Annotated in this window: 20 protein-coding genes; 11 read left to right on the forward strand and 9 right to left on the reverse strand. The window is 69.0% G+C overall.

Annotated elements, in window-relative coordinates; genetic code table 11:
* Positions 1 to 110: 110 nt before the first annotated feature.
* Complete coding sequence (locus CXY82_RS18540) at positions 111 to 257, reverse strand: hypothetical protein (protein ID WP_370443686.1); 147 nt, start codon at positions 255 to 257, stop codon at positions 111 to 113.
* On the opposite strand from CXY82_RS18540, the gene CXY82_RS18545 reads away from it, so the two are divergent.
* Positions 244 to 516 (forward strand): hypothetical protein, encoded by a 273-nt coding sequence (locus CXY82_RS18545; RefSeq protein ID WP_369828395.1) that lies wholly within the window; start codon positions 244 to 246, stop codon positions 514 to 516. The genes CXY82_RS18540 and CXY82_RS18545 overlap by 14 nt on opposite strands.
* On the opposite strand, the gene CXY82_RS07080 is transcribed toward CXY82_RS18545, so the two are convergent.
* On the reverse strand, positions 492 to 1,580 hold the full coding sequence (locus CXY82_RS07080) for a M3 family metallopeptidase (protein ID WP_104170291.1): 1,089 nt from the start codon (positions 1,578 to 1,580) through the stop codon (positions 492 to 494). The two genes, CXY82_RS18545 and CXY82_RS07080, sit on opposite strands and share 25 nt — an antisense overlap.
* Before the next feature lie 66 nt (positions 1,581 to 1,646).
* Between CXY82_RS07080 and CXY82_RS07085 the strand changes: the two genes are divergently transcribed.
* From CXY82_RS07085 to CXY82_RS07095, 3 genes are read left to right on the forward strand one after another with little or no spacing between them, the layout of a single operon-like run.
* Entirely contained in the window at positions 1,647 to 2,480 is an 834-nt protein-coding gene (locus CXY82_RS07085) for a class I SAM-dependent methyltransferase (protein WP_104170292.1), read from the forward strand.
* A gap of 3 nt (positions 2,481 to 2,483) precedes the next feature.
* On the forward strand, positions 2,484 to 3,920 hold the full coding sequence (locus CXY82_RS07090) for a class I adenylate-forming enzyme family protein (protein WP_104170293.1): 1,437 nt from the start codon (positions 2,484 to 2,486) through the stop codon (positions 3,918 to 3,920).
* Positions 3,901 to 5,205, forward strand: a complete 1,305-nt coding sequence (locus CXY82_RS07095; protein WP_104170294.1) for a thiolase family protein — start codon at positions 3,901 to 3,903, stop codon at positions 5,203 to 5,205. Before CXY82_RS07090 ends, CXY82_RS07095 begins: the two co-directional genes overlap by 20 nt.
* A 202-nt stretch (positions 5,206 to 5,407) precedes the next feature.
* Here the strand turns inward: CXY82_RS07095 and CXY82_RS07100 are convergent, their stop codons facing one another.
* From CXY82_RS07100 to valS, 3 genes are read right to left on the reverse strand one after another with little or no spacing between them, the layout of a single operon-like run.
* Positions 5,408 to 5,668, reverse strand: coding sequence for a hypothetical protein (locus CXY82_RS07100; protein ID WP_233194196.1), 261 nt, complete (start codon positions 5,666 to 5,668; stop codon positions 5,408 to 5,410).
* A 6-nt stretch (positions 5,669 to 5,674) separates the two neighbouring features.
* Entirely contained in the window at positions 5,675 to 6,121 is a 447-nt protein-coding gene (locus tag CXY82_RS07105; RefSeq protein WP_104170296.1) for a GNAT family N-acetyltransferase, read from the reverse strand.
* A 9-nt stretch (positions 6,122 to 6,130) separates the two neighbouring features.
* Positions 6,131 to 8,713, reverse strand: coding sequence for a valine--tRNA ligase (gene valS / locus CXY82_RS07110; RefSeq protein ID WP_104170297.1), 2,583 nt, complete (start codon positions 8,711 to 8,713; stop codon positions 6,131 to 6,133).
* A 182-nt stretch (positions 8,714 to 8,895) separates the two neighbouring features.
* Between valS and CXY82_RS07115 the strand changes: the two genes are divergently transcribed.
* Positions 8,896 to 9,534, forward strand: a complete 639-nt coding sequence (locus tag CXY82_RS07115; RefSeq protein WP_104170298.1) for a cation transporter — start codon at positions 8,896 to 8,898, stop codon at positions 9,532 to 9,534.
* A gap of 137 nt (positions 9,535 to 9,671) precedes the next feature.
* Here CXY82_RS07115 and CXY82_RS07120 read toward each other — a convergent pair whose 3' ends face one another.
* The 4 genes from CXY82_RS07120 to CXY82_RS07135 are packed head-to-tail and all read right to left on the reverse strand — an operon-like array spanning position 9,672 to position 14,897.
* Entirely contained in the window at positions 9,672 to 11,435 is a 1,764-nt protein-coding gene (locus tag CXY82_RS07120) for an ABC transporter ATP-binding protein (protein WP_233199240.1), read from the reverse strand.
* Positions 11,432 to 12,313, reverse strand: coding sequence for an ABC transporter permease (locus CXY82_RS07125; protein WP_104170300.1), 882 nt, complete (start codon positions 12,311 to 12,313; stop codon positions 11,432 to 11,434). The genes CXY82_RS07120 and CXY82_RS07125 overlap by 4 nt, the downstream gene beginning before the upstream one ends.
* On the reverse strand, positions 12,310 to 13,254 hold the full coding sequence (locus CXY82_RS07130; protein WP_255408576.1) for an ABC transporter permease: 945 nt from the start codon (positions 13,252 to 13,254) through the stop codon (positions 12,310 to 12,312). Before CXY82_RS07130 ends, CXY82_RS07125 begins: the two co-directional genes overlap by 4 nt.
* Positions 13,242 to 14,897: an ABC transporter substrate-binding protein gene (locus CXY82_RS07135; protein WP_104170301.1), complete on the reverse strand. Its 1,656-nt coding sequence runs from the start codon at positions 14,895 to 14,897 to the stop codon at positions 13,242 to 13,244. The genes CXY82_RS07130 and CXY82_RS07135 overlap by 13 nt, the downstream gene beginning before the upstream one ends.
* Positions 14,898 to 15,428: 531 nt before the next feature.
* Here CXY82_RS07135 and ileS point away from each other — a divergent pair.
* The 6 genes from ileS to CXY82_RS07170 all read left to right on the forward strand — a co-directional run bounded on the left by ileS (position 15,429) and on the right by CXY82_RS07170 (position 22,432).
* A complete protein-coding gene (gene ileS, locus CXY82_RS07145) occupies positions 15,429 to 18,908 on the forward strand; it encodes an isoleucine--tRNA ligase (protein ID WP_104170303.1) in 3,480 nt (1,159 codons plus the stop codon).
* Positions 18,901 to 20,313, forward strand: a complete 1,413-nt coding sequence (locus tag CXY82_RS07150) for a folylpolyglutamate synthase/dihydrofolate synthase family protein (protein ID WP_104170304.1) — start codon at positions 18,901 to 18,903, stop codon at positions 20,311 to 20,313. The genes ileS and CXY82_RS07150 overlap by 8 nt, the downstream gene beginning before the upstream one ends.
* Positions 20,310 to 20,687 carry a DUF4233 domain-containing protein gene (locus CXY82_RS07155; protein WP_158252073.1) on the forward strand — a complete coding sequence of 126 codons (378 nt, stop codon included), beginning with the start codon at positions 20,310 to 20,312 and terminating at the stop codon, positions 20,685 to 20,687. The genes CXY82_RS07150 and CXY82_RS07155 overlap by 4 nt, the downstream gene beginning before the upstream one ends.
* Positions 20,684 to 21,106 carry a nucleoside-diphosphate kinase gene (ndk, locus tag CXY82_RS07160; protein WP_104103399.1) on the forward strand — a complete coding sequence of 141 codons (423 nt, stop codon included), beginning with the start codon at positions 20,684 to 20,686 and terminating at the stop codon, positions 21,104 to 21,106. Before CXY82_RS07155 ends, ndk begins: the two co-directional genes overlap by 4 nt.
* 180 nt (positions 21,107 to 21,286) lie before the next feature.
* Positions 21,287 to 22,195 carry a cytochrome b/b6 domain-containing protein gene (locus CXY82_RS07165; protein WP_104170306.1) on the forward strand — a complete coding sequence of 303 codons (909 nt, stop codon included), beginning with the start codon at positions 21,287 to 21,289 and terminating at the stop codon, positions 22,193 to 22,195.
* Between the two features lie 48 nt (positions 22,196 to 22,243).
* Positions 22,244 to 22,432, forward strand: a complete 189-nt coding sequence (locus CXY82_RS07170) for a hypothetical protein (RefSeq protein ID WP_104170307.1) — start codon at positions 22,244 to 22,246, stop codon at positions 22,430 to 22,432.
* Positions 22,433 to 22,713 lie beyond the last annotated feature (281 nt).

The following is a 22,713-nucleotide window of genomic DNA, read 5'->3' on the forward strand; positions in this document are numbered from 1 at the left end:
CAGCGTCCGGCCTCACCCCGCTTCGGCACCCGAACGAACTGAGCCCGGGGGCCGCCGTGTACCAGCCCGCCTTCGTCGGCGTTGTTGCGGCGGTCACCGGATTCGCCGGTTCATTCGTGGTCGTCATCGCCGGGCTGCAGGCCGTGGGTGCGACCGATTCGCAGGCGGCATCCGGCCTGTTGGCGCTCTGCCTGCTGGTCGGCATCGACGGCGTGCTGTATCCCGAAGCCGATCGCCAGTGCGATGCTTGTCGGCATCCTGTTCCCGATCTGCCCGGCCCCGGTGACGGCAGCCGTGCAGCAGCCGCTGCTCGCGGTGCTGGTTGTTCTGGTCTGGCTCGCCGTGTTCAAGCTGGCGCGCGCGTGGATGGTGCCGGCGACCATGGTCGTGGCCGCGATCATCGACGTTCGGCTACCAGCCTCTGCCCTGCGCGATCCTGGTCGGCTCCGGTCTGGCGACCGCGGTCGGATCGGTCGTCGGCGCGCACGGCATCAACCTGACGGCAACTCGAAGTAGGGGCGCATGGCCGCGGTGTCCACGTCGTAGCGGACTCGCCGCACCCTCTCCGTGTAGAAGGCCCAGTCCCAGGCGGCGAGCTCGAAGTCCCCGCCGTCTGCATCGATCTGCACCTGCAGGTCGGCCTGCTCGACGCGCGCATTCCGGGCTGCCGCCGGCGCGAGGCGCCCGAGCATGTCGGCGACCGCCTCCGGGGTCTTCGCCGTCTGGTCCGCGGTCACGCCGGCCGCGTGGCTGTCGAATCCGAGCAGCCGGGCCCCCTCGGCGCGCAGCCGCGAGATCTCCAGCACGAGGGCGCGGTTGTCGAAAAGCCCGCCACGGATGCCCCGGGACCGTGAGGCGGCCAGCAGCCGCTCCCGCACACCCCGGTTCGTCAGCTGTGCCAAGTAGGGGTGCGAGGTAGGCAGCACCAGAGTGATCACGTAACGGCCGGTCAGGCCGCGCTCGTGGGCGGCCTCGGCCGCGGCGGAGATCTGACCTGGGGTGAGGCCATCCAGCTCGCTCACGTCGTCGAGCACGAGTGCCAGATCGATGGTGTCGGCGAGCAGGTTCTTCTCGAACCGGGTGGTGACCGTGGAGAGCCGCTTATTGTAGTCACGCAGCCGGGCCTTGTCGTCGTCGCCGAGGCCCGCGCCCGCGAGCGTGAACTCGGTGAAGTACCGCTCGATCAGGTAGCGCTCCTCCGGCTCCAGGTCCAACCGGTCCCGCTGCTCCTGCAGAGCGGCGATCCGGGTGAACAGGCCAGGGTCCAGACGGATGGCGTCCGCGTGCGCCGCGAGGAGCGGGGCCAATTCCTCCTCGAGGGCGTTGGTGAAGTCGCTGGAGTCCGACGAACTCCGGTTGAAGAACACCTCGGCCACCCGGGTCAGCAACGGTCCGCTGCGCTTGAGCGGAACCATCGTGTTGTCGAAGGTGGGGGCATCCGCGCTCGCGCAGATCGCCGCAATCTCGGCCAACTGCTCGGACATACCGTCCAGGAACGCCGGCCGATAGTGCTCTTCCGCAATCAGCGCGAACGGGGGCAGCTCGAACGGAAGCGTGCTGATGCTGGCGAAGGGGTTCATTCCTTCACCCTGTCTCATCCACATTTCGTCTGTCGGAGTATTCCCCCGCACGCCTAGGATCGATTCATGATCGACGAGCCGGCACGCCCCGAGACCGCGCCCCGGGAGCAGTACACGCACGGGCATCACGAGAGCGTGCTGCGCTCGCATACCTGGCGCACGGTGGCCAACTCGGCGGCCTACCTGATTCCGCACCTGGATGCCGGGCTGACCCTGCTCGACGTGGGCTGCGGTCCGGGCACAGTCACGGTCGACCTGGCACGCCGGCTGTATCCCGGTCAGGTCACCGGCATCGATGCGTCGGAGCAGATTGTGCGGCGCGCAGCCGGGCTGGCCTTCGATGAGGGGGTGCGGAACGTGTCGTTCCGGGTGGGTGACGCCTACGCGCTCGGCTTCGCCGACGCGAGCTTCGACATCGTGCACGCGCACCAGGTGCTCCAGCACCTCGCCAACCCCGTCGCCGCGCTGCGGGAGTTCCGGCGCGTGCTGAGACCGGGCGGGATCCTCGCCGCCCGCGACGTCGATTCCGGGGGAGTGATGTACTACCCGAAGCTTCAGGGCCTGCAGCTGTGGGAGAGCGCCTTCCGCGACGTGCAGTACTGGAACGGCGGCGACCCCGACGCCGGGCGCGCTCTCAAAGCCTGGGCGCGCAACGCCGGGTTCACCAACGTGGCGAGTTCGGCATCCCTTTGGTGCTTCGCCTCGGATGTCGAACGCGAGTGGTGGGGGCGATCCTGGGCCGAGCGGGTGATCGAGTCCGACTTCGCGGCACACGCCATCGAGGTGGGCGCGGCCGACCTCGCCGACCTTCGAATGATGCAGGCCGCGTGGCTGCAGTGGGCCGGCGACCCCGATGGCTGGTGCGGTATCCCACACGGCGAGATCGTCGCCAGGAAGTAGCCCGTGCCGTTCCTCGACCGACTCCAACACTGGGCCCAGGTTCAGCCCGACGCCACCGCCGTCGCGGTCGGCGCCGACCGAATCAGCTTCGCCGAACTCCGCGATGCGGCGGCGGCGATCCTGCCCGCGACGCCCCGGATCTCCAGCGTCTGCCTGCCCCACGGCACCGCGTTCGCCGTTGCCTTCGCCGCGGGCGTCTCCGACGGCCGCTGCTCTGCGATTCTCAACCCTGACTGGCCGGAGGCGCAGCGCAGGGTGGTCGAGGAACGCCTGGCGAGGATCGCCAGGTTGGACGGACGGGTCGCCGCCGGCGCGCCCCTGCTCGGCACGGAGCTGCGCGACGGTCCACCCGACAGGGACTTCCTCTACGGGTTCACCTCCGGCACGACCTCCGTGCCCAAGGCATTCACGCGCAGCCGAGCCTCCTGGCAGCGCTCGTTCGCGCTGGGCACCGAGTTCTTCGGCCTGACTCGGCACGACCGCACACTGGCGCCCGGCCCGCTCTCTGCCAGCCTCAGCCTCTACGCTTTCGCCGAATCGCTGCACACCGGCTCCGCCTTCTTCGCTCTGCCCCGCTTCTCCGCCGCCGACGCTGTCGCCTGTGTCACTGTCGAGCAGATCACCCGGATCGTGGCGGCGCCGACCGTGCTCCGTGTGATCGCCGCGCACGCGCTGTCCGTCGGCACGGACGGCAGGCCACCCACCGGCAGGGGGCTCACCAGCATCGTGAGTGCGGGGGCCAAACTCGACCCGGGAACCCTGTCGATGCTGCGCCTCTGGGCGCCGGACGCCAGCGTGTTCGAGTACTACGGGGCGGCCGAACTGAGCTTCGTGACGGCATCCGTGCTGCGTCCCGGCGAGGTGTCGCCGATCTCGGCGACCGCCGTCGGGCGGGCTCTGCCCGGCGTGGAGGTGCGCATCCAGGACGACGCGGGACGCGCCCTGCCGACCGGCACCCCGGGCACCATATTCGTGCGCAGCCTTCTGGTGGGCGGCGGGTACGCCTGGGGCGACGACGGCGAGGCGTTCCGCCGCGAGGTCGACTGGTGCACGGTCGGCGACATCGGCTTCCTCGACCCGGCTGCCGTGCTGCACCACCTCGGCCGCCGCGCCGACCTCATCGTCACGTCCGGGCACAACGTCTACCCGCAGCAGGTCGAAGCGGCTTTGCGCGGCCTTCCCGGCGTGGAGGCGGCCGTCGTCACCGGTCTGCCGGACCCCGTTCGCGGAACCCGCGTGGTGGCCGCCGTGATCGCGGGCTCCGAGACGGATGCCGTGCGCATCCGGTCGCACGTCGCGGCTCTGCTCGCCGCGCCCCACCGGCCCCGCGCCTACTACGCCCTGGCGGAACTGCCGCTCACCTCGGCCGGTAAACTCAGCCGGGTGATGCTGCGCCGCTGGATCGAGGAGGGTGACCGTCATGTGCGCCCGCTCCGCTGACCCAGTCCGGCCGGATGCGGTCGGTGCCGACGGCTCAGCTGCTCCCAGCGCCGACACCGTCGATTCGCCCGCCGGCCCGCCAACCGACGCTGCCCGGGAACCCGTGATCGTTCTTGCCCGCCGCACCGCCTTCGGCCGCCGCAACGGGGTGTTCGCGCACACCCGTGCCGAAGACCTGCTGGCCCCCGTGCTGAACGCCGTGGTGTCCGGCGGCGGGGTGTCCCCGGCTGCCATCGACGACGTCATCATCGGCAACGCGGCGGGCGGCGGCGGCAATGTTGCCCGCCTCGCCGCGCTGACGGCCGGTCTGCCGGATTCCGTCCCCGGCCTCACGATCGACCGGCAGTGCGGCTCCGGCCTTGAGGCCATCGTGCTGGCCTGCCGGTTGGTTGCCGCCGGCGCCGGCGACCTCTACCTTGCCGGGGGAGTCGAGAGTTGCAGCACGGCCCCGCTGCGCGCGCACCGGCTCACCTCGAGCGCCGGGCAGCCGGACTTCTTCGATCGCGTGCGTTTCGCCCCCGATTCGGTCGGCGACCCCGACATGGGCGTCGCCGCCGAGAACGTGGCCGACCGCTACGGCATCTCCCGGCAGCGGCAGGACGCCTTCGCCCTCCGCAGTCACCGGCTGGCCGCCACGGCTGCCGCCGTGCCGGCCCCCGAGATCGTGCCGCTGCAGACAGAGGCCGGCCCGGTCTTCGTCGACGAGGGTCCCCGCCCGGGTCTGACTGAGGCCCTGCTGGCCCGGTTCGCGCCGGTCTTCCGGCCGGGAGGAACGGTCACCGCCGGCAACTCCTGCGCGGATGCCGATGGCGCCGTCGTGGTCCTGGTCACCAGCCGCCGGCGGGCACGCGAACTCGGACTGACCGGCTGGTTATCCTTCGTCGACGCCGCGGTCACCGGCACGGACCCGAACTTCCTCGGCATCGCCGGCGCCGAGGCCGCGCGCCTCGTGCTGCTCCGGCAGGGCCTGACCGGGGCCGACCTGGCTCGGATCGAGTTCAACGAGGCGTTCGCGGCGCAGGTGCTTGCATCCCTCGATCTGCTCGGCGTTGCGGAGGAGCACGCCAACCGCGAGGGCGGAGCGCTCGCCCTCGGGCATCCGTTCGGCGCCAGCGGAGCCCTGCTGGTGCTGAGGCTGCTGCAGCAGTGTCGCGCCGCGGCAACGCCGGGGGACGCCGCCCTCGCGGCGGTCAGCATCGCCGGCGGCCTGGGGGTCGCCGCCCTGTTCCGCTGGGAGCAGTCCCTGTCATCGGAGGCAGCGGGCGTCGACCGACTCTCACGCTGACGCACGACCACGGGGTGCGGAGTGGCCCCGCGGAAACAGCAGCGCCGCCGGCTGAACGAATTCGACGGAGATTCTGCCCAAATCGGCCCCAGACTCGCCGAAACCTTCGTTTCCGCCACAATCTCCGTCGAATTGGTTCACCCAGGAGCCGTCGTGGAGGTCACTCAGCCCCGCGGAGTACCGGGATGCCGGTCAGCAGAGGTTAGATCCAGTCGTCCTCGTCGTCGAGCACGATCGACGGCTGCGTGATCGTGGCACTGTCCTCGCCCGGGTCATAGCGGATGATCGTGCCGTCGTCGAGCTCGAGCACGGGGTTGCCCTCGAGCCAGGTCAGTGTCCAGAGCCAGGCGCTGGAGTCCCCCGCCGGCGCGGTGAGGTCCTCTTCGACCGCACGGATGGCGATCTCCACCACATGGGGCAGCCCGGCCGGCGCCGGGTGACCCAGAGGCCAGCGGGTTCCCATTTTCACTTACAGCTCGATCTCGTAGGTGACCCAGTCCATGCGGGTGGCCACATCGTCGTACAGGCGCTGCGCGGTCTCGTTGTCGGCGGCGGTCAGCCACTGCACGGTCGTGAGACGGTCCGCCGCGGCGTACTCCTTGGCGAACTCGATCAGGGCCCGGCCGACGCCCGTGCTGCGGGAGTCCGGCGTCACGAACAGGTCGTCCAGGAACAGTCCGCGAGTGGCGGTCAGGGTGCTCGGGACCTCGCGGTAATGGGCGAAGCCGACGAACTCGCCGTCGTCGTCGACAGCCACGGCACCGGCGAGAGACTCGTTCTTGTCGATGATCCAGCTCCAGACCTGGAGCGCTTTCTGATCAGTCAGTTCGCTCTTGTAGAACTCGCTGTAGCCCTCGAAGAGTCCCAGCCATGAGAAGAAGTCCTTGTCGCCGAGCGCGCGTACCTTGATTGACATTCGGTTCTCCTAGTTCTCCAGCACCGTGGCGAGCACGATGTCAGTGACAGCCAATTCGCTGCCCTCAATAAAAACCAACTCCGAGATGCGGCCAACGGCCCTCAGATCGGCTGCAGCCTGCCTGAGCAGGGCAATCTCTGCAGCCGTACCGCTAATTACAGCAGAAACAACGGCGGATTTCTGGGATGCCTTGGCATCCGTTTTCGCGCGGCGGATGCCGGTGAGCGCCCGGCTGGACAGGTCCAGCAGGGCCACGTTGCCGCCCTGCCCTCCGCCGAGCTCGGTCTGAACGGGCCAGGGGGTACGGTGGATGGACCCCTCGTTGGACCAGGACCAGGCTTCCTCGGTCGCGAACGGCACGAACGGGGCGAAGAGGCGCAGCTGGGTGGCCAGGGCGGTGCGCAGGGCGGCGACGGCCGAAGCCTGGCCGGCTCCCGCTTCGCCGTACGCGCGCTCTTTGACCAGTTCGAGGTAGTCGTCGCAGAACGTCCAGAAGAAGCTCTCGGTGAGTTCCAGCGCACGCGCGTGGTCGTAGCCCTCGATCGCGGCGGTGGCGTGGCCGACGACGACGCTGAGCCGAGCGAGCATGCTCTGGTCGAGCGGCTCGGTCACGGGGGCGTCGGCGGCGCCGTCGAAGGCAAGGATGAACTTTGACGCGTTCAGGATCTTGATCGCCAGGCGACGGCCGATTTTGATCTGGGTCGGGTTCTTGGGGTCGAAGGCGGCGTCGGTGCCGAGGCGCGACGACGCGGCCCAGTAGCGCACGGCATCCGAACCGTGCTGCTCGAGCATGTCTGCCGGGGTGACCACATTGCCCTTGGACTTGGACATCTTCTTACGGTCGGGGTCGACGATGAAGCCGGACAGGGCTGCGTGCTGCCACGGCGAGACGCCGTGTTCCAGCTCGGAGCGCAGCAGGGTGGAGAACAGCCAGGTGCGGATGATGTCCTGGCCCTGCGGGCGCAGCGAGTACGGGTAGACGAGATCGAACAGTGCGGGGTCGCGCTCCCAGCCGCCCGCAAGCTGCGGGGTCAGGGAGGAGGTCGCCCAGGTGTCCATCACGTCGACCTCGCCGACGAAGCCGTTCGCCTGGCCGCGCTGCTCGGCGGCAAAGCCCGGGGCGGTGTCGGAGGACGGGTCGACCGGGAGCATCTCGCGGGTGGCGACGATGGGCTGGCCGAAGAGCGGGTTCGCGTCGGCATCCAGCGGGTACCAGATCGGCAGCGGAACGCCGAAGAAGCGCTGGCGGGAGACGAGCCAGTCGCCGGTGAGGCCGTTGACCCAGTTCTCGTAGCGCACGCGCATGAACTCCGGGTGCCACTGCAGGTCGGTACCGTGCGTGAACAGGCGGGCGCGCAGCTTCTCGTCCCGAGCGCCGTTGCGGATATACCACTGACGGGTCGACACGATCTCGAGCGGTTTGTCGCCCTTCTCGAAGAACTTGACCGGGTGCACGATCGCGCGGGGCTCGCCGATCAGGTCGCCGCCGATGCGGAGCAAGTCGACCACGGCTGCCTTGGCGGAGAAGACGGTCTTGCCGGCTAGCTGCGCGTACGCGGCCTGTCCGGCCTCGCTTGTGATCGCCTCGGGCGCCTCGGCGATGATGCGGCCGTCAAAGCCCATGATGGCGCGGTTCGGCAGGTCGAGTTCACGCCACCAGATCACATCGGTGACGTCGCCGAACGTGCAGATCATGGCGATGCCACTGCCCTTGTCCTTCTGCGCGAGGTGGTGGGCCAGGATCGGCACTTCCACGTCGAAGAGGGGGGTGCGCACGGTCGTGCCGAACAGCGCCTGGTAGCGCTCGTCGTCCGGATGCGCCACGAGCGCCACACAGGCCGGCAGCAGTTCCGGGCGGGTGGTCTCGATCTCGATGGCGCCGCCATCGGGCTTGGCGAAGGCGACCCGGTGGTAGAACGCCGGCATCTCCTTGTCTTCGAGCTCGGCCTGGGCGACCGCGGTGCGGAAGGTGACGTCCCAGAGGGTGGGGGCCATGGCCTGGTAGGCCTCGCCGCGCTCGACGTTGCCGATGAAGGCGGACTGGGAGGTGACCAGGGAGTCATTGCCGATCGTGCGGTAGGTCTGGGTCCAGTCGACGCTCAGGCCCAGCATGCGCCAAACGGCCTCGAACTGCTTCTCGTCCTCGATGGTGAGGCGCTCGCACAGCTCGATGAAGTTGCGGCGGCTGATCGGCAGCTGGTCGGCGGCTTTGGTGCTTTTGCCGTCTCCGCCCTCGAACGGGGCGGTGAATTCGGTGGCGTAGGGCAGCGACGGATCGCAGCGCACGCCGTAGTAGTTTTGCACGCGCCGCTCGGTGGGCAGGCCGTTGTCGTCCCAGCCCATCGGGTAGAAGACGCTCTTGCCGTGCATCCGCTGGAAGCGGGCGATGACATCCGTGTGGGTGTAAGAGAAGACGTGGCCGATGTGCAGGGAGCCGGAAGCGGTCGGCGGCGGGGTATCGATGGAGAAGATACTCTCCCGCGTGGCCGAGTCACGGTCGAAACGGTAGGTGCCGGCCTCTTCCCACGAGCCGCCCCACTTGGTTTCGAGGCCTTCAAGGGCCGGTTTTTCCGGAACGTTGGCGGCGGTCATGTTTCTCCGATTCGATCTGTGCGGCACCGTGTCGTTGGTGAAGTGCCTGAGTATTGGGCCTTACCCAACTTACCGGATGCCCCGTCGTCCGCCGACTCCGGCCGTCACCAGGCTGCCGGAGCGCCTACAGCGCCCGGCCGGGCCTCGCCGTGAGTGGCAGGATTGGAGCGGGAAGGGGTGCCATGGATGACCCGGGAACACTGTCCGAGGCCCGTCGCACGGTGCTGCGCCGCACGGTGCGCTGGATCGTGGGTTTCACGATCGGCTACAACGTGCTCGAGGCCGTCGCCTCGATCGTGGCGGGCGCCGCGGCATCCTCGACCGCCCTGATCGCCTTCGGCCTGGACTCCGTCATCGAGGTGCTCTCCGCCGCGGTCATCGCGTGGCAGTTCTCCCGTCGCGATCCTGAGCGCTGGCAGAAACCGGCCCTCCGCGCCATCGCGATCGCGTTCTTCACCCTCGCCGGGTACGTGATCCTGGCCGCCGGCCTGAGCTTCGTCGGCGTCGTCGAGGCCGCGCCCATCCCGCTGGGCATCGTCATCGCGTGCCTCAGCCTCGTGATCATGCCCGGGGTGGCAGGCATGGAGCGCCGGACCGGCGCGGAGCTCGGCAGTGCCAGCGTGATCGCAGACGCCCGGCAGCTGCTGCTCTGCGCGTGGCTGTCCGGGTCGATGCTGCTCGGGCTGGCGGCCAACGCGCTCCTCGGCTGGGCCTGGGCGGACTCGCTCGCCGCCCTCGTGATCGCCGGGTTCGCGATCAAGGAGGGCATCGGGGCATGGCGCGGCGAGGCCGAGCCGCCGGTGGTGCTGCACGTCAACTAGGAGGGTGAGCCCCCCGTATCAGGCGGTGGTCTAACCAATTCGACGGAGATTTTGCTCTGGGAGCCGGTTTTCGGGCCCAACAAGGCGTTTCGGGCAAAATCTCCGTCGAATTCGTTCGGTACGGAGTTGCTCCAGGGTCAGAACCCGATCCGGGGGACCGCGCCGAGCAGGGCCTGCGTGTACGGATGCTCCGGCACGGCGAAGACCCGGGCCGTTGCGCCGGTTTCGACGATACGGCCGTCCAGCATTACGGCGACCTGGTCGCTGACGTGCTGGATCACCCCGAGGTCGTGTGAGATGAACAGCAGGCTGAGGCCCAGGTCCCGCTGCAGCTCGTCGAGGAGGTCGAGCACCTGGGCCTGCACGGTCACGTCGAGGGACGACACGGGCTCGTCGCAGATCAGGATCTGCGGCCCCGACGCCAGCGCCCGGGCGATGCTCACCCGCTGCCGCTGCCCGCCGGAGAGGGACAGCGGCCGCCGGCCAAGCAGCCCCTGCGGCAGACCCACCGCGTCGAGCAGCGCCAGCACGCGCAGCCGGTCGGCAGCCGAGGCAGTGGCCGCAGTGGCCGCAGTGGCAGCCGAGGCGGATGCCGCGCCGCGCCCGGTGCGCCCACCGCCGACCGCGTCCCGGAGCACCTGCTCGACGCTCAGCCGCGGGTCGAAGGAGCTGAGCGCATCCTGATAGACCGCACCAAGCCGGGGCCGCAGGAGCCGGCGTTCCTTCTCCGAGGCGGCGCTGAACGGCTGCCCGAGCACCCGCACCTCGCCGGCGTCCGGCCGGGTCAGCGCCAGCGCGAGGCGGGCCGTCGTGGTTTTGCCGGAGCCGGACTCGCCGACGATGCCGAGCGTCGTGCCGTGTTCGAGCCGGAACGAGACCCCGTCGACCGCGAGCTGCTCGGTGCCGTCGGGCCGGGTGAAGCGCTTGACCAGGCCGGTGGCCTCCAGCACCGTGTTGCGGGGAGCGACAGGGTCGGCACGATCTGAGAGAGCGAGAAAGGGCGCGGCGGCGGGCGACACCGGGGCCGCGGCCCGCGGGCTGAGGCGCAGCCCGCGCGGCTTGTCGACCGGGATCGCGGCGAGCATCTGCCGGGTGACCGGATGCTCCGGCCGGGTCAGAATCGCGTGCGCCGGTCCCTGTTCCACGATCCGTCCCTCGCTCAGCACAGCGATCCGGTCGGCGATGCGGCCGACGACGGCCAGGTCGTGGCTGATCAGCAGGATGCTGGTGCCGGCGCGTTTCAGACCCGCCAGCAGCTCCAGGATTTGTGCCTGCACCGTGACGTCGAGCGCCGTCGTGGGCTCGTCGGCGATCAGCAGTGGCGGGTCCAGGGCGATCGCGGCCGCGATCAGGGCGCGCTGGCGCTGGCCGCCGGAGAGTTCGCCCGAGCGCTTCCGCACAGAGTTGCCGGCGTCGGACAGGCCCACCCGGGCCAGCACCTCGAGCACCCGGGCGTGGCGCGCCGCGGCACCGAGGCGGGTGTGCAGTCGCAGCGAGTCGGCGATCTCCCGGCCCACCGGGCGCAGCGGGTCCAGCGACACCAGGGCATCCTGCAGCACCAGGCCCACGTCGCGGCCGCGCCGCCGGCGCCAGCTCTGCTCGGAGAGTCCGCGCACGTCGGAGCCTGCGAGGCTCAGCTCGTCGGCGCGCACCCAGGCGTTGTCGCCGGCCAAGCCGAGCAGGCTGCGCGCGGTGACGCTCTTGCCCGAGCCTGACTCTCCCACCAGGGCCAGGCATTCCCCGGGGGCCACCTCGAACGAGACGCCGTTCAGCACCGGGTCGGTATCATTTTGCGGTCCGAAGCCCACGACGAGGTTCTGCACCCGCACGGCCGGGGTAACCCCGCCGTCACCCTCGCCTGGCGCGCCCACCGAGGCGCCCACGCCGCTCTCGTCACTCACGCGCGCCTCACCCGTCGCTCGATGCCGCGACCGAGCGCCGTGGCCGACACCGCCGTCAGCACGATGAACAGCCCGGGGAAGAAGCTCATCCACCAGGCCGAGCCGATGTAGGTGCGCCCGGCGGAGAGCATCGCGCCCCACTCCGCGGCGGGCGGCGCCGCGCCCAGGCCGAGGTAGCTCAGCGCCGACGCCCAGACGATGGCCTGACCGATGCCGAGTGTGCCGAGCACGAACAGCGGCGCGAGCGTGTTCGGCAGGATGTGGCGCATCAGGATCTGGACGGGGCTGCGCCCGAGCACGGTCGCCGCCTCGACGAAGGCCGATGACCGCACCGACAAGAGCTGGCCGCGGATGATGCGGGCGTAGCCGGGAGCGGTCGCCAGGCCCACGGCGATGGTCGCCGTGGCAACGCCCGGCCCGAAGATCAGGATGAAGAGCAGGGCCAGCAGCAGGCCGGGGAACGCGAACAGCACCTCGAGGAACCGGTTCACGGTGAAGTCCACGACCGGGCCGAGCATACCGGCCAGGGTGCCGAGCACGAGGCCCAGGCCGAGGCCGATCACGGTGGCAAGGGTGCCGATCAGCAGGGAGCTGCCGGTGCCGTGGCTGACCCGGGTATAGATGTCCCGGCCGGACTCGTCGGTGCCGAACCAGTGCGCGGGTGAGGGGGTCTGAAACGCGGACAGCGGGTCGATCCCGAGCGGGTCGCCGGGCGCTACGAGCGCGGGGAACAGTGCCGCCGTGACCAGGAACAGCGCGAACAGGCCCGCCAGGACCTCGGCCACGCCGAACCGGCGCGTGCGGGGCGCGCGCGGCGACTGGGGCGCGCCGGTGCGCGGCGACCGGCCCAGCCCGGCCTGGATCTCGAGGTCGCTCATCGTGCCCGCAGCCTCGGGTCGGCGATGCGCTGGGCCAAATCGGTGAACAGGGTCATCAGGATGTACCCGACAGCCACGATCAGCACAGCGCCAACCACGACCGGCACGTCGCGCACGGTCACCGCGTTCAGAAGCGTGCGGCCGAGGCCCGGCCGGGCGAAGATGGTCTCGACCACCACTGCCCCGCTGATCAGGGAGCCGAATGCCCAGCCGGAGAGGCTGATCGCCGGCAGTGACGCGTGCCGTATCACGTGCACCCAGCGCACCCCGCGTTCGCTCTCGCCCCGGGCGCGGGCGGAGAGCACGAATGGGGATTCCAGCGCGGTGAACAGGGACTCCCGCATGATCTGGCCAAGGAACCCGGCCAGCGGCACGGCGAGGGTGAGCACCGGCAGCACCAGCCCGGAAACCCCGGAGGTACTGATCGGCGGCAGCCAGCCCAGCCAGACGCTGAACAGCACGATCAGCGCCGTCGCGAGCCAGAAGTGAGGGAGCGCGGCAGCCACGATCTCCAGACCGGAGCCCAGGTACCAGGCGACGCGCCCGCCGCGGGTCGACCAGGTGGCCAGCCCGAGGGCGAGGAGCCAGGCCACAGCGAGGGCGAGCACGGCCAGCAGCAGGGTGCCGCCGAGCTGGCCGACCAGGAGCGGGGCGACGTCCTGGTTCAGTGAGTAGGAGCGGCCAAGATCCCCGGTGGCCAGGCGAGCCAACTGTGCCAGGTACTGCACGAGCACGGGCTGGTCGAGCCCGTATTCCGCCCGCACCGCGGCGAGCGCCTCCGGGGAGGTCTGCGAGCCGGGGCCACCCAGGATGGCCTCGGCCGGGTCTCCGGGGATCAGACGGATGGCGAAAAAGGTGAGCGTGGCCACCATCCAGAGCACCAGCACCGCCCCTCCCAGGCGGGCCAGGACGACCCGGGCTGCCCGTGCTACTTCAGCCACGCATCGTAGAACGTGGGCGTCGACACGGTCGGCAACGCCCGCGCGCCCACCACATCGGTGCCGAGCAGGTAGTGGTTCTGCTGGTCGAAGAGCGGCAGGATGTAGAAGCCCGCGAGCACCTGGTTCTGCGCGTCGGCGTAGAGGGCGGCGCGTTCATCGGCATCCGTCACCTGGCCGGCCTGGGTGAGTAGGGCGTCGATGGCCGGGTCGTTCACCTGGGCGTGGTTGGCGAAGTAGCCGCTGGGTGCCGGGGTGATCCCGTCGGAGTGGAAGAGGATGCGCAGAACGTCGGGTCCGACCTTCGTGTACGGCGCGCTGACGGCGTCGTAGTCGTTCTCGCCCAGCGCGGTGTACCAACTGGAGAGGTCCATCGGGCTGAGCACAACCTCGAAGCCGGTCTTCTTCGCGGTGGCCTGGATCTGCTCGAACAGGGACTGCTCCGCCGGAATGGACTGGTTCGTACTCACCGGGAAGTCGACCGTGAGGCGCTCGCCGTCTTTCACCCGGTAACCGTTGGAATCACGCTCGGTCCAGCCGGCGGAATCGAGGAGGTCCGAGGCGGCCTCGGGGTCGTACGCGAACAGGTCCGGGCCCGACACGGCGAGGGGTTCGACGCTGGAGAGGGCGGAGTAGGAGCGCTCGGCCGTGCCCCGGAAGAGGCTGGTGACGGCGTCGTCGACATTCGCCGAGCGGATGAACGCCTCCCGCACGAGCGGGTCGTTGAAGGGCGCGCGGCCGGAGTTCAGTTCGATCCGGTTCGAGGCACCCGGGCGCGGGGCGTCGAGGTGCACGATGGTGTCGCTCTTCTCGGCCTGCACGATGGTGTCGGGCTGGGCGTTGTCGATCACGTCGGCGTCGCCGGACTGCAGAGCCGCGTAGCGGGACGCGGAGTCGGGGATGAAGCGCCAGACGATGGAGTCGAGGTAGGCAGGCCCGGTGTGCGCGGCATCCGCGGGCGGGGAGCTGTACTTCTCGTTCCGCACCAGGGTGATCGATTCCTGCTGTACCCACTTCTCGACCTGGAAGGGGCCGGTGCCGACCGGGGAGGCGCAGTTCTCGTCCTGGCTCCGGGCCAGCGCGGTGGGCGATTCGATCGCCAGCCACGGCTGTGACAGGGATTCGAGCAGGGCGCTGTCGGGTTCGCTGAGCGTAAGGCGCACAACGTTGGTGGAGACCACCTCGGTGCCGGTGACCTTCCCCAGAGCGAGGTAGCCGGTCGACGAGGCCGTTTCCGGGTCTTGGATGTGCGCGATATTCGCCTGCACGGCGGCGGCGTCGAGCGGGGTGCCGTCGGTGAAGCTCACGTCGGCGGGGAGCGTGAAGTCCCAGGCCAGCCCGTCGGCGCTCTCGGTCCACGAATCTGCCAGCCAGGGGATGATCTCACCGTCCGCGTCGCGGGACACAAGCGATTCAAGGTACTGCGTGCTGACCAGGGCCTGCGGGTAGTTGCCGCCCACGTGCGGGTCCAGGCAGGTGGGCTCGGCGTCGCCGGATGCGTAGGTCAACGTGCCGCCGGTGAGAGGCCGGGTGGCTTCGGGGGACTCAGCGGTGGCGCAGCCGGTGAGCAGGATGCCGGTGGCGGCGAGGCCGACCAGCCCGGTCAGGGTGCGCGCTGCGCGATGGGTATACCCCGAAGTGTGCATAATGAGTCTCTTTCCGCGGCGCCCGATGGGCCGAGTGTGCACCTGCTGGACCCGTACGATTGGGGGCCTTGTGCACGTGTTGGACGGGATCCACAAATAAAATGATTGAGGACCATCGTAGAACACCGGTGCTGCATGCCCGATCAGGAACCCTGGCGGGCCGGCCGACCCCGCGGATCCTCGCGGGCGATGCTCGAGGAAGCGTTCGCCGAGCTGTTCCGTGAGCAGACGTGTGCGGGCACCGCGCGCTGTACACCCGGGGGTAGGCGCAGGGTAGACTTGCCGGGTATGACTGTGATCCGGCTATCACCGGTGAGTCTTCGGAAGAACGGCAACCACCCTCGCGGCGGTTCTCAGTAGAACCGAACGGGTCGGGCCCGTCACAGCCTCAGAACAAGCGGTTTTCCGAAGCCTCGGCTCCGGGAGACAAGCGAGGTGGTACCGCGACGAATCCCGTTCGGAGTCGGCGTCCTCGTGGAACAGGGGCAGATCTGTGAATGACAGAACCTGCCCGACTCGTCCAGGAGAGACATGACGTACCCCAAAGGCCAGCAGTCCGCTTCTCCCGCCCAACCCGGCGGAATCGTGCCCTCACCGAACTTTCCCCAGATCGAAACCGACGTGCTCGCGTTCTGGAAAGCCGACGGCACCTTCCAGGCGTCGATGGACAACCGTGCGGATGCCCCCGAGTGGGTCTTCTATGACGGCCCGCCGTTCGCCAACGGGCTGCCGCACTACGGCCACCTGCTGACCGGGTACGCGAAGGACCTCTTCCCGCGCTTCCAGACCATGCGCGGCAAGCAAGTGCACCGCCGGTTCGGCTGGGACACGCACGGCTTGCCGGCCGAGCTCGAAGCCGAACGCGAGCTCGGCATCACCGACAAGAGCGAGATCGAGAAGATGGGCATCGGGGCCTTCAACGCCGTCGCCCGCAGCTCCGTGCTCAAGTACACCAAGGTGTGGGAGGAGTACGTCACCCGCCAGGCGCGCTGGGTCGACTTCGAGAACGACTACAAGACGCTCGACATCACCTTCATGGAGTCCGTGATCTGGGCCTTCAAGCGCCTGCACGACAAGGGCCTGGCCTACGAGGGCTACCGGGTGCTGCCGTACTGTTGGCGCGACCAGACACCGCTGTCCAACCACGAACTGCGCATGGACGACGACGTCTACAAGATGCGCCAGGACCAGACCGTCACGGTCACCTTCCCGCTGGTCGGCGCCAAGGCCGAAGCCCTCGGGCTGACCGCCGTGCGCGCCCTGGCCTGGACGACCACCCCCTGGACCCTCCCGACGAACCTGGCGCTCGCCGTGGGCCCCGAGATCGTCTATGCCGTCGTGCCGGCCGGGCCGAACGGCACCCCGGACGCCACCGTGCTGCGGGAGGCCGTTTCCGGGGCGGATGCCGCGGCATCCGTCGCAACCACCGAGGTTTTCGGCGCCGAATACCTGATCGCGATCGACCTGGTCGGCAACTACGCCAAGGACCTCGGCTACGACTCGGCGGCAGAGGCGACCGCGGCGATCTCCCGCACGGTGCTCGGCAGCGCCCTGGAGGGCGTCAGCTACGACCGCCTCTTCGACTACTACGCCGACACCGCGGTCTGGGGCACCGAGAACGCCTGGACCGTCGTCGTGGCCGACTACGTCACCACCGCCGACGGAACCGGCATCGTGCACCAGGCGCCCGCCTACGGCGAGGAGGACCAGAAGATCTCCGTGGCCGCCGGCATCCCGGTGATCATCTCCCTCGATGCGGGCGGCAAGTTCCTCTCCGACGTGCCCGAGGTCGCCGGCCAGCTCTGGAGCGACGCGAACAAGCCGCTCACCCAGCTGATCAAGAATGAGGGGCGCCTGCTGCGCCAGGCCAGCTACGAGCACTCCTACCCGCACTGCTGGCGCTGCCGCAACCCGCTGATCTACAAGGCCGTGTCGAGCTGGTTCGTGCGCGTCACGGACTTCCGCGACCGTCTGGTGGACCTGAACCAGGAGATCAATTGGGTGCCGGAGAACGTCAAGGACGGCCAGTTCGGCAAGTGGATCGGCAACGCCCGCGACTGGTCGATCAGCCGCAACCGGTACTGGGGTTCGCCCATCCCGGTCTGGAAGAGCGACAACCCCGACTATCCGCGCGTCGACGTCTACGGCTCGCTCGACGAGCTCGAGGCGGACTTCGGCGTGCGCCCCACCGACCTTCACCGCCCCTATATCGACGCGCTCACCCGACCCAACCCTGACGACCCCACCGGGCGGTCCACCATGCGGCGCATCACGGATGTGCTCGACGTCTGGTTCGACTCCGGCTCGATGCCGTTCGCGCAGGTGCACTACCCGTTCGAGAACGCCGACTGGTTCGACAGCCACAACCCGGCCGACTTCATCGTGGAGTACATCGGCCAGACCCGCGGCTGGTTCTACATGCTGCACACGCTCTCCACCGCCCTGTTCGACCGTCCGGCCTTCAAGAACGTGGTCAGCCACGGCATCGTGCTCGGCAACGACGGCCAGAAGATGTCCAAGTCGCTGCGCAACTATCCCGACGTGAACGAGGTGTTCGACCGGGACGGCTCGGATGCCATGCGCTGGTTCCTGATGAGCTCCTCCGTGCTGCGCGGTGGCAACCTGATCGTCACCGAGGAGGGCATCCGCGAGGGTACCCGCCAGGTTATGCTCCCGCTCTGGAGCACCTGGTACTTCTTCTCCCTCTACGCCAACGCGTCCGGCGAGAACGGCTACGACGCCACCTGGCGCACCGACTCGACCGACGTGCTCGACCGCTACCTGCTGGCCAAGACCCGCGATCTGATCGTGGAGGTCACTGCCGACCTCGAGAACCTCGACAGCACCCAGGCGACCGCTCGAATCCGGGACTTCGCCGACGTGCTCACCAACTGGTACGTTCGCCGCTCGCGCGACCGGTTCTGGGCCGGCGCCGGGGCCTCTGTCTCGGTCTCGACGGTCTCATCCACCGCAAACGAGGCCTTCGACACGCTCTACACCGTGCTCGAAACGGTGACGCGGGTGGCCGCCCCGATGCTCCCGCTCGTCACCGAGCGTATCTGGCAGGGCCTCACCGGCGGTCGCAGCGTGCACCTGACCGATTGGCCCGACGCCGAATTGTTCCCGGCCGATGCCGTTCTCGTCACCGCGATGGACCAGGTGCGCACCATCAGCTCCACCGTGTTGTCACTGCGCAAGCAGTCCGGGCTGCGCGTGCGTCTGCCGCTGGCCACCCTGACCGTGGTCACCGCCGACACGGCGGCCCTGGCCCCGTTCGAGGGCATCCTGCGCGACGAGCTGAATGTGAAGAGCGTGCGTTTGGTCGAACTGGCCGACGACAGCGCGAGCGCCTACGGCATCACCTCCCGGCTCACCGTGAACGCCCGGGCAGCCGGCCCGCGACTCGGCAAGCAGGTGCAGCAGGTCATCAAGGCCGCCCGCGCCGGCGACTGGAGCGAAACCGACGGCGTCGTCACCGCCGGCGGTACCCCGCTCGCCGCTGGGGAGTACGAACTCGTGCTGCAGACCGGTCCGGCCGACGGTTCCGCCGTCGCTGACGACACGGCGGCGGATGCCCCGGCTCTGGCGCTCCTGGCGGGCGGCGGTTTCGTGCTGCTGGAGACGCAGACCACCCCGGAACTCGAGGCGGAGGGCTTCGCCCGCGACCTGGTCCGCGCCGTGCAGGACACCCGCAAGTCGGCCGGATTCGAAGTGAGCGACCGCATCCGTCTCGACCTCGTCTTCTACTCCGCCGAAGACGCCGCGACCTTCGCCCTTGCGGCCGACGTCGACGTCGACGTCGCCGCGGAGACCCTGACCCTCCGGTTCGCCACCCATGTGGCCACCGAGGTGTCCGATGACAGCCTGGCGCACGGCCTGCCGTCCGAATGGCTGCAGAGCCTGGTCGGCTTCCCCGTCGAGCACTACGTGCTTTACGAGGCTGGTCACTATGCCAACCGGGGGACCGTCCTGGTCGCCGTCGCCCGAGAGAACGGACTCGTCCATGTCTGAACCCAAGAAGCCCGGATCGAAGAAGCCCGGATCGAAGAGGCCGCGCCAGTCCTCCGACGCCGGCCGTGAGGCCGGGGACGCCGTCTTCGCCGCCCTCCTCGCCCGCGTGGGCGAGGGTGCGCCGAAGCCGCGTCTGGCCCCGACCCGTCGGGCGCTCGAACTGCTGGGTGACCCTCAGACCGTCTACCCGGTGATCCATATCACCGGCACCAACGGCAAGACAAGCACGAGCCGCATCACCGAGAGCATCGTGCGCGCCTACGGGCTGCGCACCGGACTGATGACGAGCCCGCACCTGGTGCGGCTCAACGAGCGCATCGTGATCGACGGGGAGTTCATCACCGATGAGGCCCTGGCCGCGAACTGGGCCGACATCGAACCCTTCCTGGCCATGGTCGACGCGGAGCTCGAGGCGGCAGGCGACGACGTGCTCACCTTCTTCGAGGCGCTCACCGTGCTGGCCTTCGCCTGCTTCGCCGACGCCCCCGTCGACGTCGCCGTGATCGAGGTCGGCATGGGCGGCGAGTGGGATTCCACCAACGTCGCCGACGGGCAGGTGGCCGTGTTCACGCCCATCGCCCTCGACCACACGCTCCGCCTCGGCAACACGATCGCCGAGATCGCCCGCACCAAGGCCGGCATCATCAAGCCGTCCGCCGCCGTGGTCTCCGCCCGGCAGGGCGAGGCGGCGCAGGCCGAACTCGAGCGGGCCGCCGAGCTGACCGAGTCGACCCTGGCCAGTGAGGGCGAGGATTTCGCCCTGCTCAAAAACCAGGTCGCCGTGGGCGGGCAGCTCATCTCGGTGCGCGGCCTCGCCGGCACCTACTCGGACCTGTTCCTGCCGCTGTACGGCACGCACCAGGCGCAGAACGCGGCCGTCGCGATCGCCGCCGTCGAGTCCTTCCTCGGGGCCGGCACCACGGCGCTCTCGCAGGACCTGGTCGAGGAGGGCCTTGCGCAGGTCACCTCGCCCGGACGCCTGCAACTGATCGGAATCGCACCGACCGTCCTGGTGGATGCCGCGCACAACCCGCACGGAGCGGCCGCCCTCAGCACTGCACTGGCCGACTACTTCGACTTCGACGAGATTGTGGCCGTGGTGGGCATCCTCACCGACAAGGATGCGACCGGCATCATCACCGCGCTGCAGTCCAAGGTGGTGCGGTTTCACGTCACACAGTCGCAGTCCGAGCGCGCGATCGGCGTCGACGACCTCGCCGACCTGATCGCCGACCTCGGCAGCGAGGAGACAACCGTCCGGTTCGACGACCTCGCGCAGGCCCTCGACTCCGCCAGGGACTGGGCTCTCGAGTCGCCCAAGCGGGCTGTGATCGTGACCGGGTCGATCACCCTCGTCGGCGAAGCCATCATTCTGGCCGACGCACGGGAATGGCTGGCGAAATGACGTCCGCTCCCCGCTCGGTGAAGCGCACGCTCGCGACGATCGTGCTCGGCTTCGAGGTCATCGTGGTTGCCCTCGCCGCCCTGGTGATCTTCGGTCTGCAGGCGTTGCCGCCGTGGCTCGCCCTCGGTGGGGGAGCCGTGCTGGGGCTGGCCATGGTCGCCGTGCTCGCGCTGCTCCGTTACGAGTGGGCCTACGTGGTCGGCTGGATCCTCCAGCTGATCATGGTGGCCGCCGGCTTCCTCAACCCGGCCATGTTCTTCGTCGGCGGCATGTTCGCCGCCATGTGGGCGTACTGCATGATCGCCGGCTCCCGGATCGACAACCAGAACCAGAACTTTCCCAACAACGAGAACAACGAGAAGGAGAACTCATGAGCACCCAGGTCCAGGAAACTCTCGTATTGGTCAAACCGGATGGCGTTGCCCGCAACCTCTCCGGCGAGATCCTGCGTCGCATTGAGCAGAAGGGGTACTCCCTCGTCGACGCGAAGCTCGTGCAGGCCGACAGGTCCCTGCTGGCCGAGCATTACGCCGAGCACCAGGGCAAGCCGTTCTTCGAACCTCTCGTGGAGTTCATGGAAAGCGGTCCGATCCTCGTGCTGCGCATCGCCGGCGAACGCGTGATCGAGGGCTTCCGCTCCCTGGCCGGCACAACCGACCCGACCACCGCGGCTCCCGGCACCATCCGCGGCGACTTCGGCCGAGACTGGGGCACCAAGGAGCAGCAGAACCTCGTGCACGGCTCCGACTCGCCCGAGTCGGCCGACCGCGAACTGGCCCTCTGGTTCGACTGACCCGTACCGACCGGGGAACAGCCACTGACCGGATGCTTGGAGGCGGCTGTTCTCGTCGGTACCAGATGTCGTTGCTTTGTGCACCAAGCGCACCGCTGGCGCAGAATGGCCGATGATGGCAGAGCCCCGCTGAGCATGTGCCGACATCCTCTTTGATTCGTCTGACTAGAAAGCCTCACCATGCCGCACGCCCGGAACCTCTGGTTCAATCTGGTCTGGGCAATCCCGCTGGCGATCATCCTGCTGGTCGCCGTCGTGCTCGCCGCCCGGGGCATCCGTTCCCTGCCGATGGCGCAGGAGTTCCTGGTCGACTTCCCGGGGGCCTCGCCGCTGCCGTCGTGGGCCCCCGTCGGCTTCCCCGCGTGGCTGGCTTGGCAGCACGGCCTGAATGTTTTCTTCCTGCTCTTCATCGTGCGTTCGGGTTGGCAGATCCGCACGGCCGGGCGCCCGAGCATGTTCTGGACCCGGCGCAACACCGGCCTTTTTCGAACCCGACGTGCCCCCCGCCGGTTGGGTATCAACCTCTGGCTGCACCTCGCGGTGGATGCCCTTTGGGTACTCAACGGGATCGTCTTCTACGTGCTGCTGTTCGTCACCGGTCAGTGGGTGCGCATCGTGCCGGTCAGCTGGGACATCATTCCGAATGCGCTCTCGGCCGCCCTCCAGTACGCCTCGCTGGACTGGCCGATCACCGACGGCTGGGTGAACTACAACGCGCTACAAACTCTGAGCTACTTCAGCATCGTGTTCGTGGCCGCGCCGCTCGCCTTGGCCTCGGGCATCCGTCTGTCACCGCTCTGCACGTCGCGCCGGCTTGGAGAACTGATCCCGCTGCGCCCGACCAGGGCCGTGCACGTGGGCGTGATGGTCTTTTTCCTTGCATTCATCGTGATCCACGTCACGCTGGTGTTCGCCACCGGTGCCCTGCGCAACCTGAACCACATGTACGCGGCGCAGAGCGACGACGGCTGGACCGGATTCTGGATCTTCGCCGCATCCCTGGTCGTGATGCTCGTGGCCTGGGTCGCCGAGGGTCCCCGACTGCTGCGGGCGGTCGCCTCTCTCGGTGGAACCGTGACCACGCGCTGAGCCGCGGTGCTGGCTGAGCCGGCCGATGGCTGAGCCGGTCGAAACCCGGTGGTTGTGTACCCCCCCCGGCCGGGGTCCCTCCCTGGCCTTGTCTTTGGTTGCCTGGGCCGCGTCGCGGGCCAGGGCTTCGGCGAACCGGCGGGCCTGATCGACCTGTTCGGGCAGGTGGGCGTCGACCCGGGCGGCGTCCGCCTGGGTCTCCCGGATGGCGTCGAAGTGACGAACCAGGCGTTCTAGCTGCTCACTGTATGAGGACTTCATGAGACAAACGTTACGGGCAGCCACTGACATTCCATGCCCCAGATCGGCACCCGTCAGCGCCCTGTGGATAACCTGATCAAACGCGTATTGTGGTGGAACGGAAGCAGCCGTCGCGGGGCGCGCTGCACGCATCCGTCGTCACGTAAAAGCGGAGATTTTCGGGAAACGCCGGTTGTGGCGCCTGGGGTGACCCGGTGTTTCCGGACAGTCCTCCTGAATTCAGGATTGGATAGACAAATGGAACACGAGAAACACAA

This window comes from Cryobacterium sp. M23 (genome assembly GCF_002929655.1).
GTDB classification, from domain to species: domain Bacteria; phylum Actinomycetota; class Actinomycetes; order Actinomycetales; family Microbacteriaceae; genus Cryobacterium; species Cryobacterium sandaracinum.

What these genes read in the sequence shown, in the direction of transcription:
- CXY82_RS18545 (WP_369828395.1), top strand. Translation starts at nt 244, where the DNA reads ATGCTTGTCGGCATCCTGTTCCCGATCTGCCCGGCCCCGGTGACGGCA.
- CXY82_RS18540 (WP_370443686.1), bottom strand. Translation starts at nt 257, where the DNA reads ATGCCGACAAGCATCGCACTGGCGATCGGCTTCGGGATACAGCACGCC.
- CXY82_RS07080 (WP_104170291.1), bottom strand. Translation starts at nt 1,580, where the DNA reads ATGAACCCCTTCGCCAGCATCAGCACGCTTCCGTTCGAGCTGCCCCCG.
- CXY82_RS07085 (WP_104170292.1), top strand. Translation starts at nt 1,647, where the DNA reads ATGATCGACGAGCCGGCACGCCCCGAGACCGCGCCCCGGGAGCAGTAC.
- CXY82_RS07095 (WP_104170294.1), top strand. Translation starts at nt 3,901, where the DNA reads ATGTGCGCCCGCTCCGCTGACCCAGTCCGGCCGGATGCGGTCGGTGCC.
- CXY82_RS07100 (WP_233194196.1), bottom strand. Translation starts at nt 5,668, where the DNA reads ATGGGAACCCGCTGGCCTCTGGGTCACCCGGCGCCGGCCGGGCTGCCC.
- CXY82_RS07105 (WP_104170296.1), bottom strand. Translation starts at nt 6,121, where the DNA reads ATGTCAATCAAGGTACGCGCGCTCGGCGACAAGGACTTCTTCTCATGG.
- valS (WP_104170297.1), bottom strand. Translation starts at nt 8,713, where the DNA reads ATGACCGCCGCCAACGTTCCGGAAAAACCGGCCCTTGAAGGCCTCGAA.
- CXY82_RS07115 (WP_104170298.1), top strand. Translation starts at nt 8,896, where the DNA reads ATGGATGACCCGGGAACACTGTCCGAGGCCCGTCGCACGGTGCTGCGC.
- CXY82_RS07125 (WP_104170300.1), bottom strand. Translation starts at nt 12,313, where the DNA reads ATGAGCGACCTCGAGATCCAGGCCGGGCTGGGCCGGTCGCCGCGCACC.
- CXY82_RS07135 (WP_104170301.1), bottom strand. Translation starts at nt 14,897, where the DNA reads ATGCACACTTCGGGGTATACCCATCGCGCAGCGCGCACCCTGACCGGG.
- ileS (WP_104170303.1), top strand. Translation starts at nt 15,429, where the DNA reads ATGACGTACCCCAAAGGCCAGCAGTCCGCTTCTCCCGCCCAACCCGGC.
- CXY82_RS07150 (WP_104170304.1), top strand. Translation starts at nt 18,901, where the DNA reads ATGTCTGAACCCAAGAAGCCCGGATCGAAGAAGCCCGGATCGAAGAGG.
- CXY82_RS07155 (WP_158252073.1), top strand. Translation starts at nt 20,310, where the DNA reads ATGACGTCCGCTCCCCGCTCGGTGAAGCGCACGCTCGCGACGATCGTG.
- ndk (WP_104103399.1), top strand. Translation starts at nt 20,684, where the DNA reads ATGAGCACCCAGGTCCAGGAAACTCTCGTATTGGTCAAACCGGATGGC.
- CXY82_RS07165 (WP_104170306.1), top strand. Translation starts at nt 21,287, where the DNA reads ATGCCGCACGCCCGGAACCTCTGGTTCAATCTGGTCTGGGCAATCCCG.